Genomic DNA, 19,465 nt, shown 5'->3' with positions numbered 1-19,465 from the left:
GGGTCGTTAGCTCAGTTGGTAGAGCAGTTGGCTTTTAACCAATTGGTCGCTGGTTCGAGTCCAGCACGACCCACCACTTCCACACGTTAAGTGGCATAAGGACTTAAGTTGCTGAATTTGTTGACATTTTCAAAGTATTCTTTAGAATGCACAGCAACTGGGGGTCGTTAGCTCAGTTGGTAGAGCAGTTGGCTTTTAACCAATTGGTCGCTGGTTCGAGTCCAGCACGACCCACCACTTATTCCGAAAAAGCTGAAGAGAAATCTTCAGCTTTTTTTTTGCTCCTCAGACAGGCGCTACATCTCCACGCGCTCTTCATCAGTGATGAACCTGCCTGATTTCTTCCAGTAGTTTCCCGGCGCGAGCCTGGTAGTCATTGTCTGTCTGAGACAGCTTGTTGAGTATACCGAACGCGCAGTCATCACGGTGCTCCCGTCGCAGCAGAATGGCATCGTAGTATCGGTATCTTGGTACTTGCCTGTATTCTGGCGAGACATCATCGAGCAGTGTCCGCGCCTCGGAGTTTCGTTTCAGCGAAATCATTACCACCGCCAGCTCGAGCTTGCAGGCATCGTCTTCCGGACTCAGCCTCAGAATCGCCGAAAAGTGCTCTATAGCCTGTGCTGTATCCCCCTCAGAGAGGTCAACAAGTGCGAGGTGGCGTCTGGCATTGGTATCCGTCGGATTGAGGGTTATCGCCCGGTTGAGAGCGCTTCGTGCATCGCCCAGATTATTCATCAGAAATGAGGCAATACCCGACTGTGCCCAGGCTTCGCTCTGGGAGGCGTCCAGTTGTATTGCCATGCGATACTGGCGTTGCGCTTCTTCAAAGCGTTTCTGAGCGGCCTGAGCGATTCCAAGGCGGACATAGAAGGCACTGTGGCCCGGTGCGAGGCTGACCGCTCTCTGCGCGGCATACTCCGCTGTGGTGTAATCACCGGCCAGTACCCGGAAGCGCGCGAGGGTGTCCCAGGCAATGGCGTTTGCCGGGTCCAGTTTTACCGCCTCATCGATGTGCTGCATCCCTTCGTTTACGTCCCCTGTAGCGATCAGCACCTGCCCAAGGTTGCAGTGAGTCATTGAAGACTGCGGATTAATGGAGAGGGCAGAGCGCAGATGTATTAATGCGGTAGGCCAGTTCTCCTGCTGCGCAAACAGAAATCCAAGGTTATTGTGGGCACTGGCATTGTCCGGGTCCTGATCAAGAACGCCGCGAAAGCACTGTTCAGCGTGCCCTGTTTTACCCTGCGACAACGCAGAAACGCCTTCATGAAGTAGTTCAGAGGTCATGGTCAGGTAATCCTTGATATCAGACCTTTAAGCAGGTCATTGGTGTTGATGTCGGGTACTTCGAATTCAATATCATCGGTCGAAATATCGAAAGGCTCGCCTTCGTGGTAGTGAACGGGCATTTTAATTCCGAAACGATAATCAGAGCCGAAGGTATAGGACGCAAACTGGAAGCGATCATCATATACGCTGAAACCAAATACCCGGACACTGACATAACCGCCAATATCAAAGGTAAAACTCGGTTGCGCATAGACTGAGAGATTGGCTGTCAGGTCCAGTCCGGTGGCGGGAGTCCAGTCAATGTGTACCCCGGCTTCTGCCGCTCCGGAAATTCCGAGTGTGCCACCGATATCGAGGCCCCCTGTGGCACTCGCACCTGTGATGCCCAGTCCGATACCTGCTCTCACTGACAGGCGCAGCCCCGCATCAGCAGGCACTTTAAGATGTGCGTCACCTGTGACTTTGGTGTCTTCTTCGCGTGCGGGGTTGTATTCAATTCCGATACGCAATTCGTCGATAACACCAGGGCCAATGCCGGCCGTTGCACTCAGGCCACCGCCAACTTCGGCAACGATTCCAGGAATGATGGGTGCCTGAACGGCGATGCTGAATATGGATTTATTAATTTCTTTTCGTGCAAAAATTTCCAGTTCGTCGGGAATGCCAATCTCACCAGACACAGTGACTTCACCATCAGGATCGAAACGGACACCCGCGGTTCCCTGCAGCCAGGGGGCAATCTGTATCGTCGCAGATCCTGAGCCGTACACCAGTAATTCACCACCGGGAAGGGGATCTCCTGAGGGTTGGCCATCTTCACCGACGGCACGGTTGCTTATTCCCACCATGACACGCCCGGACAGCATGCCACGCTGAAAAGCGCCGCTGAACTCTGCTTTAAAGCCGCCGTCTTCGTAACCAACGGTCAGTTCGGAATCGATGCCGGGAATTGCCGGCTGCGCCGTACCTTCACCACTGACTTTCCATTCCTCTCCCTGTTTATTCACTTTAACTTCGATGGAGCCGGAACGGATGGCAGGGTTTGCTGAAAGTTGCAGGCTACCACCTATGGTCAGGCCTTCTTCTTCAGAGTAATCGACTGTCAGCCCGGCCTGCTGGACTCCGGGAATATCAGGGTCGACAGTGCCTTCTGCAGAGAAATCTCCCTCTTTATATTCCATAGATAGATTTGCTGCCCGTATACCTTTGATTTTTCCTGGGTTATCTATACCAATTTCACCCCGGCCTCCCAGTTGATCTTCCTTGTACCAGAGTTCAATACTTGCCCGGTCAAACAGCTTGCTGTCGAAATCAAATCCACCCTCTAAAGCAAATCCCCCCTGAGTACTGGCTGCAGCTCCCAGATAGCCGCTACCAACTTTATCTACAGAAAAATCAGCGCGTCCTTCTATTCCAAGGCCTCGCTCCGTGCTGAAGAATACCGTCAGGTCACAGTTGTCTACAGTAAAGGGTGAAGGTACGTTTAATTCTTCCAGAGAAAATGTTTTGTACACCTGAACTTCAGTCCCGCTGATTCGAATTCGGACATCTGCCTGACTTATCAATGGGACCGTTGGCAGGACGCGTCCGTCGGCCTCGAAGCCAGCCGATGACAGAGTAAGAGAGTCCAGCTCTATCGGGCTCATGCCTGGAAGACGGAGGCTATTGCGTATTCCGCGGGTGTAACTGCTCGACTCAATGTACCCGGCATTCATGCCAGGTAGCTTCTTCACGTTCCAGTCCTGATTTGGATAATCAGGTGGTGTACCAACTTGCCGGTTCGCTGCTGTCTTTGCTTTGAACGCACTGATCGTCAGTGTGCCCAGATTACCATTCGTGACAGTTTGCAGGGGTGCCCAATTAATCAGGTCAACTCTTGGGATCCAGTTATCTTTTGGGGTGCTTATATCTGGAAGCGGGGTTCCTCCCTGTTCCGATGGATAAATAATAGGGGGCCCTCCTGCGCCTACCTGTTGGCGCTCAGCCTGGGTCATAGGTTGTAATTTTTGAACATGCTTGCCAGTGGTAATATCAGACAGTGACCAGTATCGACTACCATTTGCCGAGCCATCATGGGGAAGAGTCCAATCAAGTCCCCCAAAACTAACCTGATGCGATCGCTTAACTTTGCTCCAATTGGATTCTGTCGGTAGAGAAGCGTTCGGGTACTCTGTCGTTAGAGCTCCCAGTGTGCCTTTGATCTTTTCCCGGATTTCAGCTGCAATGGCTCTGCCTGCTCCCATATTGGCGTCACCTTCGAGAAGTTCGTAATTATCCTTATCGTCCTCACCATTTAGCTGCATCTCAAGAATATGGTCGACCTGAAAATTGGTGCCTTGTCCTGAATCATCCCATATGGGTATTTCAAGTCGCGTTTTAATATCTTCTGGTTTTCCGAATAGAAGCATCTGAGAATTATCTGAATGCTTAAAGAAATAAAAGGTCTCACCTGTCGCCTGATCAGTTTCGGCGGCTCCAGCTTGACTGGCCTGGGTGGTCATTGTATTTAACCTGGAGGTTGCAGATGTAGCTACCGCTTCTCGGAATTTTGTCGTTTGGGTAGTTCGTGGGCGCCGTCCCTTTCTTATATTAACCGTTGTTCCGAACAAGCTGCTGTTTCTGTTCTTCAGTGCGGGGACATTCAACTTGGGAATACTGAGTTTCTTAGCTCCGGGGGTTTGATCAATGACCGCTCCAGCAAAGGTTCCTGCACTTACAGTATATTGGTTACCTGTGGACTGCCGATTTCCAGTGCTCTGGGAATTTCTGTAGATCTTCCGCGTTACAGACTTCCCCTGTTGGACGACGTGGGTGAGTTCGTGGGCGATCAGTTCCTGTCCGCGCTCTGAGTCAGGATTAAATTCACCATTAGCAAAATAAATATCATTGCCAATAGCAAATGCGCGGGCATTCAGTTCTTTGCAAAGCTCATCTGCCTGCATATCCGAGTGAATGACAACCCCTGAGAAGTCTCTGCCAAACTGTTGTTCCATCTGGTTGCGAATTTTCTCGGGGAGCTGCTGACCATTTCCTCGGGTCTGTGCAATCCGGGCTTCGACGGCATCAAGCTCAGACTCATTATTTTCACTTTCCTGTTTGGCTTCACTTCTCCAGGCTTTTGTCTGAACGGCTTCCTCTTCTTCCTGGCGGTAAAGTTTGGTCTGCGCTTCTTCCTCTTCAGCCCTGAAGAGTTTTGTCTGAACGGCTTCCTCTTCTTCCTGCCGATAAAGTTTTGTCTGTGCTTCTTCTTCCTCAGCTCTGAAGAGTTTTGTCTGGATGGCTTCCTCTTCTTCCTGACGATAAAGTTTAGTCTGCGCTTCTTCCTCCTCAGCTCTGAAGAGTTTTGTCTGAACGGCTTCCTCTTCTTCCTGACGATAGAGCTTAGCCTGAGCCTCTTCTTCCCCAGCCCGTTTAATTCCTGCCCCCGTACTACCAACGCTGCGAGCAGCTGTGGCAATCTGGTTATTTCCGGATGAAATATTACGTTTTACATCAGCGGCGACGCGATCCGCCTCTTTTTCTTCACTGTCGCCGGGATCGCTAACCTGCATCTTTTTTTGTAACTTCTTTTGCAGATAAGCAGGCTTCCTGGCCTTATCTGAAGACTTCCGGCGAGCAGGAGTTGCTCCGGTCGCTTTTGAGGGCTTCTTAAGCGCTTTAGATTCCATGCTCGCCTCCGAGGTTCTGTAGTGCGGCTGGCAGACTGCGCCCAAGCTTCTGGTATTCACGACTGATGGCCGTAATCAGTACAGCTGCAGAAATGGCCTCAGTTTGACCTGCCTGATGTGCGGCGGCGGTAAGGACGGCATTACGAATCTGTCCACCCGCAAGATCAGTGTGGCTGGCAAGGCTTCGCAAAATGTTGTCGTCGGGCGAACGGTCGCCCAGGTGGCTTTTCCACAAGGCCAGGCGTTCGTTAAATCCAGGCAGGGGGAAGTCGATGATAATTTCGAGCCTGCGGTTGAAAGCAGGATCGATCCGGTCTTTATGGTTCGTGGTGAGGATGACAATGCCCGGATGGCTTTCAATTCTGGACAGCAGATAATTTGTCAGATTATTTGCGAAGCGTTCGCCACTGCTACGGGGATCAGTTCGCGTCCCGAAGACAGAGTCTGCTTCGTCAAACAGCAGAACGCAGTCTGCAGCTGCGGCTTCATCGAGCAGGCGGCCGAGGTTCTTTTCACTCTCACCAATATATTTGTTCATCACTGCTCCCAGGTCGACCCGGTATAGCGGTGCAGCCAACTGACTGGCTATGTAACTGGCGGCGAGTGTTTTGCCGGTACCACTGTCACCCACGAATAATGCTCTTACACCTGTGTTTTCGGTCGCTTTCATACTGGACCCCAGAGAAGACCACAGAGATTCCCGGTTTCTGGCGCGATGAATCAGCTCATGAATCTGTGACGTGATCAGAGGAGGAAATACGACGGCTCCTTCTGGCACAGAGCGGGTAATCAAGTGTCCGAGTTGCGACATCGAGCCGGTGGACACGTGATTACGTAAACTCCTGATGATGTCGCGATAATTGGTCTCTTCACAGTGTGTATATTGTTCAGCAAGCTTTTTGGCGAGTTCGCGGATTGTCGGTCCACTGAGGCGTGCATGTGCTGCCATGTCTCTGGCGATCTCGGTGTCCTTCAGACCCTGTTGCCAAAGACGTAAGCGCTGGTCCTGCGCTGGTACGGATATGTGAACGTCTACGCCTCGGGTTCCAGAAATACTGGCGTATTCCCCGGTAATCACAATCAGCTTCTGATCTCCCTCAGGAGGGCGTATCAACGTACTTTCACCGGGCGAAGGTGCAGCAGACGTCACAACTACCCACTCGGCCAGTTCGCTGGCTATTCTGAAAGAAGGGTCTTCATTCCATTGCTTGCTGCTGGCCTCGATGGCTTTGAGTCCCAACAGTTTTGCAATTTCGGCAGCCAGGATGCTGCGACCGCTGTTGAGTTGTCCGCGCAGGATAATACTCTGATGATCGTTCAGATCAGATGACAGCCGGGGAAGGGCGGTCTTTACGCTGTCGGGTAACAGGTCACGTTGACCAGAATTAATAAAGCGACATCCAGGCCAGGCGCGTTCCGAGCCCCTTAACAGGCTCCAGAAATTTCTGTTTATCTTTAATGATTGCAAGGGCAGTGGGCCTTCTCCCTCAAGCGTGAGGATTTCCTGTTCGATAAGCTCACTGCTTTCAATATCTAACGCATCCCAGTACGCGCTCTCGGGGAACAGAGCCTGAGCAATATCCGTTGCCAGATGGACGCTAAGGTATCCCGTATGTCCAGGCTGATGTAATTCCGCGAGCTGAAATGAAACTGCCGCGTCGCTTTCTGCCAGACCTGCAAGAAAAAGAATAAAAATCTCAGGGGCAGAGTATTTCTGAGTGCGTATCAGGTTTGCAGCGGGGCCTTCTGATTCCTGGTCTGATATTTTGGAATACCACTCCCTGAATGACGAAGTATCTGATGAGTCTTCCGGATCGAGCAACTTCAGATACAGTTCAAAACCTGTCAGCGCCCATTCTCTCAGTTCGGGAAAGGCCGGAGTCCGGGCTTTAATGAAGGCGAGATCGTTCATGGCACTCCCCCTGTTAAGGCTGTGATCGTCCCGGAGAGTACCCGGGTTCAAAGTTAATACGGACGACCTGTCCCAGCCAGGGCAGCCAGCCTGGTGTGTGATCCAGACCGGCGAGGCGTAGCTCTACACTGGCGGATTCTATCGCTGCGCTTATGGTGATCTGGTCGGGTGTGTCACGGATGTCTGCGTGCAATTCGAACAGATCTGAATTCCAGAGTTCATCACCGTAAAATTCTCTTCCTGTTTCGAGAAGTCGCCCCTGATCAGGCAAGGGAACTGATAGCATTGAAGGCTCCAGGCCGGCCTGTGCCCTGATAAAGTCGTAAACAGGGTCGGTGCAAAACAGTTCTGGACGCTCCAGAAGTTCTGCCAGCCCCAGCAGCCAACACCAGCCATTGGGCAATTCAGCCCATTGCTCTCTCATCAGGTTCTGGATTGGCGTGCGGTTGAGAAAATTCAGCAGAAAGAAAACGCCCGCGCGACGACTGAAAAACTGTGGGTAGGAGATTTCATCAATGGAGTTCAACCATTCTGGCAAAGCCAAGGGCTCATTTTCTGATTCTTCTGCTGCTTGCTGGTGTGAGGTATGCCGTTCAGAATAAGTGGTGTCAGAAGGTGGGGATAGTGTCGAGTCCAGACTGATGGTTGCCCGTGGATGCACAGGCGCTGTTCCAGGTTCGTTCTGTACAGAACGAGGAGAGGCATCGAAGCCCTCACCAGCTAGCTTTTCCGAGCGTTCTGATATGTCTGGCAGACGACTGTCGTTTGAGCGGTACTCGACGAACTGTCTATTTGTATCAGCTTTAAAGTCGGCAGGGCGTAACAGCGTCAGGCCTAACACAGAAAGTATTTCATCAGGGCTTTGTAACAGCATCAACGGCAAAAACTGCTGAGCGAGGATAAAAGCAATCAGGTAGCAGTGTTCGATACTGCATTGAGGCAGCGAAACCTGCCTGCGCCATTGTTCTGCCAATGCGCGTGGAATATGACGGTTAATTGTCTGGAGTATTTCAGGAGATACTGGGTGATGAGCACTTCCCATAATCCTTTCTGTTGGGTGGGAGTAACCCAGACTTGCAGTCACAGTGGCGAGAATAGCGACGCAGTCGTCACCCGAGAGTTGTTGCATGAACTGCGCAACCTGATTCCGTTGACAGAGTATCGATAATGCATGACCGACAGAGGCTGGAAATTCTTCACAGATCTGACGTATCGCTGCACTTCGGGGCTGGTGCTGGTACTGATGCCACTTGCGCCAGTACCAATGTCGGACAAGATCTCCACGTGCAGCATCAAGAAGGAGTTCGGCGAGCATCGTACTCTGGCATGAGAAACTTTTTGCATTATTTCCAAAGTCGTGATTTTCGATGTGCTGACGGGCGAGAGCACACAGTCTTTCCGTTATTTCATCAGCGTCGGCTGAGACTTCCAGACGCCGGATGAAAATGATGCGTTCACTGCTGGTTTCGGGCCAGTCTGCCAGCGCCAGGTCACGCTGAAGCTGACTCTGTAAGTGTTGCGGCGCCCGTACCTGCAATGTATGTATCCGGGTGGATGTCGTTGAGCGTGAAAACATAACTCACCGCACCCTGCCAATCACTGACACATTCGCAGAAAACTCTATGCTTTCGCGCAGCACTTTGCTGATGCGTACCCGCGTTCCTTCGGCGTCGTTTTCTTCGACGGTGATTTCCGCGGCGACTTCCTGTTCGTGCGTTAATAATTGCAGGACTTTTCCGGGAACAACCTGGCGGTTGAGCGCAACGCGGAAAAACTCACCCGCACGGAATAACCCAGGGGCCGCCGAAATCGTACCGCGAACGATTTCCTGAGGATTGCCAAGCGAGGCATAAATGACTGCGGCACGAATCATATCCCGCATGGTCTGCCTGCTGTCTTCATCTGCCTCTTCAATCAATTGCCTGAACCACCAGTCGATCAGCTCGGCAAGGGTCCGGGTGGTGTTGAAACTGCTTTCTTCAGCCAGTTTTAACCCCGGCCAACGGCTGATTGCTTCAACCGGCAAGCGGTTATCTTCGGCGAGCTGCCCCCAGCGCAGACGCACAGAACCCGGCAGTGCCGCAAGTGTATCCTGTAGGCAGATCTGGCACTGCTCCAGTTTTTCCAGCAGATCACGCCCTGCATGACGAAGGCGACGATTACTGTGATTCTGAATATCTTCCAGTGACAGAACAGAAGCGATAGTTGCCGGACGAACCTGCAGCAGGTTTTCGGGAACGGACACTGCGGCCCAGCGACTTATCCGCTTCTGACTTTGTTGCGCCATGTTGGTAAAGGCTGCACTGTCTGAGGTTGAGCGCAGCGCCATATTACCGCTGTTGAAAGACTGAGTGACCTTATTGGCGGCAAACAATGGGAGCGCATTATTCAGCCGGGTTTCGCGCATGGTTTTAATCAGTCCACCATCGGCCATTGCCATCAGTCGGGGCTTCAGTGAGGCCGTAGCTTTCCAGTTGCTGAGCGGAATTTCACGCACAGTTTTCCAGAAAGTGAGCAGGGCATCAGGAAGTTCGGCGTCGGCGTCTGGCTCACATCCGGGAACCAGATCATCAGGGTTATCCCGGCGCAAAGGGAGAGGGTCAGGCAGACGCCGGGAGACTTCGGTCTGACGTACCCTCACATACCAAAGGCTTTCAACCTGTGTGGTGAGTATCCGGGTACGCTCATTATTGGCGGCGAAGACCCGCTGCCAGTCTTCGTCGAGCAATTGCTGAGCGACGCTGTAATCACCGAGTGCTTCGTCAGCAATACTATCAAGTTGACGCAGTTTATGGCGGCTCTGAATAATTTCGACTTTGCGTTTTTCCTGACGGGAAATCAGCGCCTGTTGTTTCCTCAGAGCTTGCTGAAGGCTGTTTTCCAGCGTGTTATAGCGGGATTCCATAATACTGATCCAGCGCGTGAGCACTTTGCCAGCGGTGAATAGCGCTTCATAGCGTTTCTGGTTTGCAAACAGTCCGCGCAGATGTTCTCTCCTGGGCTCCTCATCAGCGTTGTCGTCAAGGTACTCGTTCAGTGCAGTATCGATATCTTCAGCGAGCTGCGTTGGTGAACGGAGTTTAAGAACATCTTCATCTTCGACAGCTTCCGAGCCACTTTCACTTTTATTCAGCTTCAGATCGTGACGTATTTCCTTGAATTCATCGTCGTCGGAAAACAGATCATCAATGGTCTGAAGCAGATCTTTCATACCCGAAAAGGTTTTGTTGTATTCGCTGACGTCCGGGCTGATGTGATCCATGACCCCGAAGCGGAATTCTTTGGTATTAAATGCGGGTTTACTTACCGCTGCTTTGGGTGCTTGCAGTCTGCTCAGGCGGTCCTGGTTAATTCCCTGTTCGAAGGCGGAATATTTATCCGGTGCAGAGTAAGTGAAAACAGTTTCTTTGCTTACAGGCGAGGTGATTTCTGCTGCGGTGCGTAACGAGGCCTCTTTAATTGCCAGTCTTTTTATCTGATCGTCGGTCAGCCCTTTGTATTCTGCAAGGCGGAGTTCTGTTGCGGTACTGGTACGTTCTGTCGTGTTGGCTTTTACGCTGGTGGACGCGGGTGCTGCGGCCGAGTCGACTTTTGCTGCGGCGCTGCTGGTTTCCTCGGGCACCATATCGGTATTGAGCGTGGCGTAAGGTAGCCAGCGCGCGACCTGCAGGCCCTTACCATCGCCGGCGACCCCGCCAGCAAGTGCCGCCAGAGAGACAGTCTGTGAATCCAGCTGCTGTCGTTTTAACAGCAGAATATCGCGCGTACGTTCAAGGCGTGTACGCAGTTTCCGAATTTTTTCTTCGAGTGTATCGAGAACATTTTCGGTAACTTTATACTGACCGAGCAGACCATAGCGGGTTCGCTCGGCGGGAGAGGGCGGCGTATTAACACCGTCGCTGTTTTTTGGTGCCCAGGTATCAAAAGCCTTTGTTGGTTCGGGAGCTTCCTTGTCGTAAGGAGGGGGCAGGCTTTGTGACGCGATACCCAGCCTTTTTCCGGCGGCGATTTTCAGTTGGCTGAATATCTGGGCAGGCAATGCGGGCGGTGGAGTCGGTTCTGGGAGGTCCAGTTCGTCGATGTCTTCGCTATTTAATGGCTTTTCGTCAGCATCCAGTACGACATCGTCGGAGACGTAGTAAAGATCCCGGAAGGCTTCGGACCAGGCCAGCCAGCGCACGTAAGCGGACTGGCAGTAAGTAAAAATATCCTGTTCCAGACGGGCGTCGGTTGCTGGTTTATCAAGAATATCAGCCCGGTAAACCGAACGTTTCATCGGCAGTACAAGCCGGATCCGGTCACCCGCAGAGCGCTTAAGGTCAATCACCCGCCGAGGCAGGTGTCTTTGTATTAAATCGTCCAGAGTATCTTCTGAGACCGGAATCATATCGATACCGAGGTGAGCGGGCAGGCCCACGACGCTGGGGCGATCCCCGGCAATATCCTCAAGCCATGCCAGCGGCAGGCGGCCTGCCGCTGGCAGGTAGCTCAGGGTGAACTGGTTGCGCAGAAAATCCGCTAGCGACTGAGGCGGAACGAGATCCCGATACCTGCGCATCAGATGTTCTAACGCAATATGGGTCTGGTTCTGTAAGGCGAAGTAGCCTGCGTCCGGGTGCGCGTAGTAACGACCAGCAGCCTCAGAAATCCACTCAAGTCTTGCCCCGTCACTGGTGTCATCAAAGGCAACTAAGCCAAGTACGACGGAGAAAGAATAGCGTGGCACGGATTCAACCCGCATGGCGCAGATTTCGTTCTGAAGCTGTTTACCCGGTTTGGATCTGACTTCTTCCTGAGTGACTGACAGGCGCTGCAGGCGCAAAGACACCATAGATACCAGCCTTGTATCCCGGGTCGGATCGAAGGCGGTTCGTTGGCACGGGTCTGCATTGGGTGGGTCGATACTGGCGTCGTCCTGGTGCAGAGTCAGGTAATACACGCCGGCGACATTATTGGCCTGAGATTTATCCAGATAATCGTTCAGCAGTTCCTGCCAGCTACACCGCAGCGGAGATCGTAGCGTCAGCGGAATCCCCTCTGGGGTCACTCCAGACCCTGGGGTGACGATCAGATTTATTTCATCAGCTGGTCCGGATTCATCCCGGTACTGAAGATTTAAACCGGATAATACGCCAGCGTTTTCGGATGTCAGCAACGCCGCCAGGCGGGCTTTTACATATTGTTGGCGCTGATCGAATTCGTCTTCACCTAAGTGACGTCCGGCAAAGAAATGCAGACGTTTTAAATCAGGATGACTGACGACGGGGCGGTGTAATGAGATCATAGTCATGGGCGATTCCTCAGACCGGAGTAACCTTTTCAGTCAGTTGTTTTACATCCTCCATCAGCGCATCATCGGCTCCTGAATCTTTGAGAAGCCCGTAGAGAATGTTGCCGGTGTTGTAGGGATGCCCATCGTCGTTAGCGAACAGCTCACTCGATACCTTATCCAGCATTTCGCGCTCGGCGCTCAATAGCAGGGTGCGCCATAGAATCGGGTCAAACCAGGGGCTGATACGGATCAACAGCAACAGAATCCACTGTACGGTTTCAGCTTTACGGCCGTAATTTTCGGTGAGTTTCTGGTATGCCTCGAATTCCCGCTCTCCTTTCGGTTGGCGATATTCGACCACCGACCAGAGGTTAAAGTAATTCAGGAATGCTTCGCCGTCGTCATAGCCCGGACCATCGATGTCTACCGGTGGTACGTAATCATCGACCGGGGGCGACCCCACGGGATCGCTGAAACCGTCTGCGATAACAATTCCGCTGACGCGGGTCTCGGCTGCGCGTGCAGGACGACGGACATAAACAATATTTTCCTGCTCACTGACTGCAAAAATCTCGCGCCAGGTATCGGCATCGGTATCTATTTCGTGGGGGGCAGGTCGTGGGTACAAGCTGAGTCGCAGAGGATCTGTCGACTTGAGGCGACGCTCGGGTAATTCAGTCCTACGTTCCAGTTGTGTGGCGTATTGCCCGAAGCGGTTGTTGGTCAATGGCACCAGCACCATGACATCGACAACATCTTTCGAATTCAGGTCCAGCGGGGGTAAGTGCAGAGATTCGCGAATTAACAGATCCACTTCAGCCATCCGCACGGGGGCGACATGAACATTGAAATGATCAGGAAAAAAACTCTGAACGCCACGCTCTGCATCCACACAGGCTTTTGGCATTGGGCCCGAGGCGGGCATCAGACTGAAGTATTCAGAAGCTGCAAAATTCTGGGATAAAGACGCTGACCGGCGATAGTCCATCACATCGTTAAATAACTGGCGATACTGGCGGAAAAGATCTTCGCGTTGTGCGCGCGTATCGTTGTGCTGTCGGGTCGGGTGTCGTAACAATTCGCTGTCGAGCCACAGCGGCGTATCATCACGGATAGCAAGAATTCCCAGGGGCAGACTGTCACCCGGAATCAGCGAATCGACCAGCTCATTATCCTGTAACGTACGTATCAGACTGGCGCGACTGTGCAGGGCATCCTGCTGAGATAACGGCAGAGGCAGAGGAACCAATCCAAGTTGTACGGCCTCTGTCACCGATGCGTAATCGGCACCTCGCTTACTGACCAGATCTGTCGGAAATATCTCGGCGAGATCGGTCGCTACTTCGGTATAGTTGAGTACGACGGCATAGAGGCCGCGATTAAACTGACGGTATTTCCCATCATTAAGTTGTGAAATCAGTGCTGAGTCTGTGACATTAACGGTCAGGGTTTCATCCAGCTGAAGAATTCGTCCCAGGCGGGTAATACCGCTACCTGGAGAAAGTGTCAGAATCCCGGAATAGAAATCGAAATTCAGCTCCAGGCCTGCTGCTACCCCCTCACCAATGACTTTGCCAGCTTCGCGCAGGCGCTCATCCAGATACACCTGATCCCGCTCCAGATCTTCTGCCGTCAGCAGTCGTCCATCAAAGTAATGGGTGCGACTGAGGCGCGAGTCGATATCGGCAATTTTTTCCAGTGGGCGACTGGCGGCCAATGGGTTTCCCAGTGGTTGGAAAAGAATCTCTGTCATGTCTCACTCCTTGCGGGGGCTTGTGCCCCGGTAAATTCCGTATCCCGATGCATTACTGGCGGTGTAACCAGGCCAGTTGACTGGCAGTGGCGATAAAAGGGCGCACCAGATTGTTGATCTGAATACGCTCGGGGTTAACGATGATGTCGTCGGGTTGGCTCACTTCCAGGCGGATACGGGCCAACAGAAGTCGGGCACCGGATTCGAGTTCATCCGCGAGGTTGCGGGTGCTCAGGCCGTTTCCGTCCAGGGCATGCAGTAATCGAGCGTGCAGCGCCAGTTGCGCACCAGCCGCAGCGCTGGCAGCGGTCGCTGCCTGAAGAGTGGCATCTTCTTCGCTGCTCAGAACGGGCAGGGTATCTGTTACCGGGACATGGCTTGCCCAGGGCTGATAGCGGTTATCTTCTGTGGGGGGGCGCTCCGGAATCAGCTCTAACTGAACGCTGTCTGCGGTACGGCTGGGTTGTACCGCGTCTGTACTCAGGTTGAGTTTACGTGCGAGCACAGGCTGCCGGGCGAGTGCGCAGTCCTTATGGCGGATAGTGACTTTGAGCCACAGATGTCCGGGGCCACCGTCATAGCCTTCGAGCAGACTGGCCTCAGTCTGGGCATCCAGCCACTGACGAAGATCGATGCAGTAAGTCTCATGCAGCATGACTTCCCGGCCCAGGCCATCGATGGCGATTCCGGGGCTGACATGAAGCCGTACGCGAGTGTTTTCGTTTGCATCTGCATGAGACTCAGGCGACATACTGACATTTAGTCCAGCCAGGGTGCCAAAGCCCTGTAACCAGTATTGATGACGCGTCAGCCGGCGACGGTGATAGGCCTGCTCGTCGCGGGTCGCTTCCAGGCCAAGCATCATGCCGGCTTCGTATGAAACCCGGCGTAGCGGTTCTGCCAATTGATCGTCCTGTTCTAATGTCGGGAGATCGTCCATATCAGCCATACCGGCCTCCTTCAGGTCATCGCGCCGCCAGAGCTCTGGCGGTGATTAATATCGGCGGGAGAAAATGCCAGTGGATTAACCAGCACTCCTTCGCGACCGATACGGGTTTCATTAACGGTTACCCGGACGTCAGCCGGGCGGGGTTCTATCCAGGTATCGACGTTCAGCAAGGGTGACGTACCGAGGATGAATGGGTGCTGAGTTTCGATAATCTGCCATTGCAGGTGTACAGGAAGCTGATCGGCAAGTAGTCCTTCAACTTCGTGTCGCTGTTGGCGGGCATCGCCGTGAAGAAGAATGCTGAGACGGTGCGCGTATTTTTCAAAAAAAGCAGCGACGGCAATACGTTCGTCTTCGTCAGCCAGTTCCGGCGCGAACAGGGTGAGAAACTCTCTGGCGTTCATGTCCGAGAGGATAAGGCTGTCGCCGATAATACTGTTGCCGGAAATGCCAGTGCCCAGGGTCAGAGGGTGGTCGCTGTCATCCATACTCACACCAAGAACGGTTGCCATAGTGCGGCGCAGCCGGAAATTTTCGACAATGACCACAGAACCTTTCTGGACGCCACCGTCGGTGGCAATATCGAGGGCCAGATTCAGTCCCGGCAGCGTCCCTTTGTATTGTTGGATCAGGGTCTGGTGCTGGAGCCAACGGCGTTTACGGGCTTCAGGCCATTGTGCAGGGAGAGGTCTGCCCAGCGTTTCGGCCAGCCAGCCAAGATTTGAACTGGGTGCCGTTGCCGGGTGCAGTAATTGCTCTGCGGCGGCAATACGGCCTTCGAGCGGTGTCAGAATACTTTCAAAACCTGCCAGCAGACGCTCCCGGACATCTGCCCCGTTTGCCGCCCCGCGACTGTTGTCAGGGTCGACGGTCTGTTCCTGACGGAAAAGCTCGGGGAGGTACGCCTCCTGATAGGAGAACCGCGGTCCATATACCCGGATGGCGTGAATTGCGGGCGCTGTCCGACCATTACTGGTCATGTGAAGCTGTAGCTGGAGATAGCGGCCATTCATGGTCCGCACCGGTCCTTCGGGGCGCTGAAGCAGTATTTCAAACAGCCCCCGACGTCCTTTCTCATACCCTGACAGAGCGGGCTGATAAGCGAGTTCCGACGGCAGTGGATTCCACACGGCTTCAGGCTGCATCAGAATGTCTGTCGCCCCACGGGCGTCGGCATCGTCATACACCCGAGCTGCAATGCGGATACTGCATCCGGCTGGAATGCAGGCATCCAGATACAGGCGGTGCCAGGTTGTGCCCGGTGCGCCGGAGTCGAGCACTTCTTTCAGCAGAGCTGAGGCGCTTTCCTCATAGCGTGGCTGGCGCAGGGCATGAAGTTCTCTTGGGCGTGGACTGAAGCCTGGATATTCGTCAGATTCCGGAGCCTGATAGCGCAGCTGCCCATCGGCACTGCTGGCAAAGCGCGGCTGAGCCAGTCCGAGCATGGGATAACGCTCATAAATCAGGATGGCTTTGCCTGTGTCGGTATCGTCACCAGCAACGAGGCTGACCACCGGACAGTCGCGTTGACGGAAATCAGAGTCGCCCGGATCGGGCAGAGCCAATAGTGCCAGGCGACTGCCATCTGCCGTCGCCATATCGACAGCGAACGGGCAGGCTTCGTCAATCTCGTAAGCGCTGATAGAGGCCTCTGGATCGGCGTCCAGCGGACGACAGAGGATAATCTGTTGCCCCAGGCCATTGTGCGCGAGGATACACAGACTAGATTCTACGCAGGCCAGAGCGAGGCCGTGCCAGCCGGCAGGTAATGTCTGAGTCCAGCGATGTGCGAGTTCCCCGGGGTTTACTACCTCAGGTTCAAAGCGTGACGGCACTGCTGCATAGGGGGCTGGTAATGGTGATCCTTCACAGAACATAAGGCTGCCTTCAGACAGACACCAGATTCCCTGGCCGGGATCAATCAGTGCGCGACGTGGTGCTTCAGGCAGACTGCAACGGCTTAACCAGCGTTTGCCCAGATGGAAGAGGGTGAGGCCGTGAAGGTCCGCATCATCTGAAAACGGCAGGGCCAGTAAGCCGGATTGGCTGAGCGCCATATCAGTGAAGTGGGCACCTTCGGGCGTCTCAACTTCCTGCTTGAGGTCGTTTTTCAGAGGCTGCCATCCCCCACCGCTGTTGAAGATAACTTTGTCTGCATCTTCGTTAAGACGGGCAACCTGATAATGTTCGTCAACCGCCATAGGCGTTGCTGTCTCCCAGGCAGTCAGGCCTGCATCAGGTTGACTCGAGGGCAGACGCAACTGCTGCTTCTGGCGTAATGTCAGAGTCTGATGGCGTGGGTGCCACTCCATCCGGCTCGATCCCTGCCGCAATTCATCAGCACTGCGAAGCAGGAAATAGGGGGTGTTATTCGCATCCATCAGCAGACATCCGGTATCACAGGTACGGCAACCCCATGCTCTGAGTCGCCGTTGTTCTGGTTGCGCATTCCCTGAGGCAGAGGTGGAATCGCTGATCCGCCTGCCCCCGTGCTGTTGTCACGAGCACTACCGACGTGGATGCCGGCAAGTTGTGGTAACTGATAGTCGTCCAGTACCAGGCTTTCGTTTGCCGTCAGGCGTCGCCAGAATGTCCGGCCGTCTTCATCCTTTGCCTGAGTAAAGAGTGCAATACCAGCCACCGAAAGAACCCCCGGAATCCGCGCAGCCTGAACGAGAAGTTCGTTGGCCCGCACGGCCCGACCCAAAGGCCAGCCTTGTGCATCACTGCCTCCGGGTGCCAGAGGAGAGAGATATTGGGTGACAGCGTCTGACACCTGATTCATGGTTTCCTGCTCGGTGCCAGGATCGCTGACGGTCACGAGTACACTGACAGCCATAGGAACGAACTGGGGACTGAGTACGTAAAGCTCCGTGCCCACCAGGACGCGGTTGATCAGGTAGTTAAAGACATCTTTCAGTAACCCTCGGGTGGGGCGCGGCCATTGGTTTACGCTCACTTCGCCCGGCGGCAGAACAAATACACTGATGGCGCCCGGTACATCGCGCTGTGCCGCAGCCAGTGTTGAACCCGGCAGGAAACCTTCCCGCACTTCGGCTCTGGCAACCGGGCTGACCGGATTATTCAGGCACAGAGTGCGGAAATCGGCGCTGGTGACAGCGCGATTCCGGTGTGTCAGAAACTGAGGAATCCGCTGTTCTGCCTGTGTCAGGGTTTCAGCATCCCTTCCGCCTGTCAGAGGCCAGTCATGGCGAACGCGCAGGCGGCTACTGCCATCGACTAATTCTTTCACGCTGCCAGCAGGCAGATTTCCCTCGCTGCCGCCGCCATATCGATACGACGCTGCGCGGATACGCGCCCCCCGGGGTGGGCGTTTGCCAGAGCCTGATCCGTCACCAAAGTAGAGGTAGCCTGTTGCGGGGTCCAGTCGTACAACTCTCGCTTCAGGTCCCTGACCGGAGGTGAAGTCGAGTGCTGTCCAAGACACCCAGCGGCCGTTTTCTTCCACCTGAATATCGACAGAGTTCAGGTCGATGTCCGTGTCGGGTAGTTGTGCAATCTGTTCGGGCTGACCGGTGCCGGTGGTCAGTAACAGGTCTTCTCTGAGTCCCTGTGTAATGACTTCGGCGGCATTGATGCCGAGATAGCCAAGTTCCAGATCCGGTTCATCCGGGCAGCGCAGACGAACCCAGAAGGCAACACGCCCGGCGACTTCTTCATCCTCCGGTGCGGGCGGCAGGAGATCGGTACCGTTAAACATAGGATCGGCTTCAGCGAAGCTCGCAAACAGATCGCTGTTCTGCGGCAGCTTGAGCCGGACGACGCCTGCATTACGGCCTCCGGCAGAGGTGTCTGACATGACTTCAAGGGGCAGAAAGCGCGTACTGCCATCCGCACCGGGAGCAACCAGCTCCCATTTGAGTGGTCGCGGGAGAATATCTTCACGGCTATTGATTATTTCAGCCTCTTCCGCCACGACGTTATCAGCCGGCGCAATAGCGACGCTGAGTCTTAACCCTGCGAGTGACTCTCTGAGAACCGTCATCTGCCCGGCCAGTGCTTTCGGGGCGATACAGGCAAGGTAGAGGCTGTTGTCGAGGGTATTGCTTAGCGTCAGAGTCTCTTTGCCTGGAAGATAGCGTTGTGACCGATAGGGTTGCGGGATCTGGCCGCGACGCAGACCGTACTGCTCGTGCAGGTCCTGGAGCGAAATATTCAGATCCGCCAGCTCGTCTTTCGTCAGCAGTACCTTCGCCAGTATCTGAGCACTGAGGCAGGTTGGCTGGAGTTCCCCAAGTGTGGTCAGTGCGATTTTTCCAGCCCGGAGCTGGCTGCCGTCGCGGACTAATGGCGGCAGCGAGGTGCTGGTCGGGCTGCCATCAATACAGATAAAACCGCGAGCAGGAACCGCCGCCCGTACCGGTATCTGCAACAGATTGAGAAACACGCGGCGCTGGCGTTCCGGAACCAGATTCGCCCGATAAATGATGGTTTCTGTCAGCCAGGCAAACAGATCAATAAAAGCATGAACCGGGTCTCCCGGGCCGACCTGCGTCAGCTCGGGCAGGTGCCCTGCCAGTCGGGCTCGGGCTTCGGTCACAAGATCATCGAAGCGGCGGTCATCCAGATTAGGTACAGGTAACGGCATGGTAATCGA

The 19,465-nt window shown here is 54.0% G+C and carries 9 protein-coding genes and 2 tRNA genes; 2 read left to right on the top strand and 9 right to left on the bottom strand.

Features of this window, described 5'->3' with window-relative positions; translation table 11 throughout:
- Together Q1L85_RS06695 and Q1L85_RS06690 are read left to right on the top strand one after the other, a co-directional pair.
- A tRNA-Lys gene (locus Q1L85_RS06695) sits at positions 1-76 on the top strand.
- 85 nt (positions 77-161) lie between these two features.
- Positions 162-237: transfer RNA gene (locus tag Q1L85_RS06690), tRNA-Lys, on the top strand.
- Positions 238-318: 81 nt separating this feature from the next.
- Here Q1L85_RS06690 and Q1L85_RS06685 read toward each other — a convergent pair.
- The 9 genes from Q1L85_RS06685 to Q1L85_RS06645 all read right to left on the bottom strand — a co-directional run bounded on the left by Q1L85_RS06685 (position 319) and on the right by Q1L85_RS06645 (position 19,456).
- Positions 319-1,290, bottom strand: a complete 972-nt coding sequence (locus tag Q1L85_RS06685; protein WP_300426734.1) for a lipopolysaccharide assembly protein LapB — start codon at positions 1,288-1,290, stop codon at positions 319-321.
- A gap of 2 nt (positions 1,291-1,292) precedes the next feature.
- Positions 1,293-4,844 carry a DUF4157 domain-containing protein gene (locus Q1L85_RS06680; protein ID WP_300432654.1) on the bottom strand — a complete coding sequence of 1,184 codons (3,552 nt, stop codon included), beginning with the start codon at positions 4,842-4,844 and terminating at the stop codon, positions 1,293-1,295.
- A 106-nt stretch (positions 4,845-4,950) separates the two neighbouring features.
- Positions 4,951-6,873 carry an ATP-binding protein gene (locus Q1L85_RS06675; RefSeq protein WP_300426738.1) on the bottom strand — a complete coding sequence of 641 codons (1,923 nt, stop codon included), beginning with the start codon at positions 6,871-6,873 and terminating at the stop codon, positions 4,951-4,953.
- 13 nt (positions 6,874-6,886) lie between these two features.
- On the bottom strand, positions 6,887-8,449 hold the full coding sequence (locus Q1L85_RS06670; protein WP_300426740.1) for a hypothetical protein: 1,563 nt from the start codon (positions 8,447-8,449) through the stop codon (positions 6,887-6,889).
- Positions 8,450-8,452: 3 nt separating this feature from the next.
- Positions 8,453-12,163, bottom strand: a complete 3,711-nt coding sequence (locus Q1L85_RS06665) for a hypothetical protein (protein ID WP_300426742.1) — start codon at positions 12,161-12,163, stop codon at positions 8,453-8,455.
- Positions 12,164-12,173: 10 nt separating this feature from the next.
- The gene (locus tag Q1L85_RS06660; protein ID WP_300432651.1) at positions 12,174-13,898 is read right to left on the bottom strand and encodes a hypothetical protein; all 1,725 of its coding nucleotides are present in this window, start codon (positions 13,896-13,898) and stop codon (positions 12,174-12,176) included.
- A gap of 52 nt (positions 13,899-13,950) precedes the next feature.
- On the bottom strand, positions 13,951-14,847 hold the full coding sequence (locus Q1L85_RS06655) for a hypothetical protein (protein ID WP_300432649.1): 897 nt from the start codon (positions 14,845-14,847) through the stop codon (positions 13,951-13,953).
- Positions 14,848-14,858: 11 nt separating this feature from the next.
- Positions 14,859-17,228, bottom strand: a complete 2,370-nt coding sequence (locus tag Q1L85_RS06650) for a phage tail protein (protein ID WP_300427255.1) — start codon at positions 17,226-17,228, stop codon at positions 14,859-14,861.
- Positions 17,228-19,456, bottom strand: a complete 2,229-nt coding sequence (locus Q1L85_RS06645) for a putative baseplate assembly protein (RefSeq protein ID WP_300427257.1) — start codon at positions 19,454-19,456, stop codon at positions 17,228-17,230. Before Q1L85_RS06645 ends, Q1L85_RS06650 begins: the two co-directional genes overlap by 1 nt.
- Between the last annotated feature and the right edge of the window lie 9 nt (positions 19,457-19,465).

The sequence above is a fragment of the uncultured Thalassolituus sp. genome (assembly GCF_950066645.1).
GTDB lineage: Bacteria > Pseudomonadota > Gammaproteobacteria > Pseudomonadales > Oceanobacteraceae > Thalassolituus.
Note: the sequence above shows the minus strand (reverse complement) of the source record. Positions and strands in the feature narration are given on the sequence as shown.

Bases quoted from the DNA above. Each gene is read 5' to 3' on its own strand.
- Q1L85_RS06650 (WP_300427255.1), bottom strand. From the start codon at position 17,228: ATGGATGCGAATAACACCCCCTATTTCCTGCTTCGCAGTGCTGATGAA.
- Q1L85_RS06680 (WP_300432654.1), bottom strand. From the start codon at position 4,844: ATGCAGGTTAGCGATCCCGGCGACAGTGAAGAAAAAGAGGCGGATCGC.
- Q1L85_RS06665 (WP_300426742.1), bottom strand. From the start codon at position 12,163: ATGACTATGATCTCATTACACCGCCCCGTCGTCAGTCATCCTGATTTA.
- Q1L85_RS06670 (WP_300426740.1), bottom strand. From the start codon at position 8,449: ATGTTTTCACGCTCAACGACATCCACCCGGATACATACATTGCAGGTA.
- Q1L85_RS06660 (WP_300432651.1), bottom strand. From the start codon at position 13,898: ATGACAGAGATTCTTTTCCAACCACTGGGAAACCCATTGGCCGCCAGT.
- Q1L85_RS06675 (WP_300426738.1), bottom strand. From the start codon at position 6,873: ATGAACGATCTCGCCTTCATTAAAGCCCGGACTCCGGCCTTTCCCGAA.
- Q1L85_RS06645 (WP_300427257.1), bottom strand. From the start codon at position 19,456: ATGCCGTTACCTGTACCTAATCTGGATGACCGCCGCTTCGATGATCTT.
- Q1L85_RS06655 (WP_300432649.1), bottom strand. From the start codon at position 14,847: ATGGCTGATATGGACGATCTCCCGACATTAGAACAGGACGATCAATTG.
- Q1L85_RS06685 (WP_300426734.1), bottom strand. From the start codon at position 1,290: ATGACCTCTGAACTACTTCATGAAGGCGTTTCTGCGTTGTCGCAGGGT.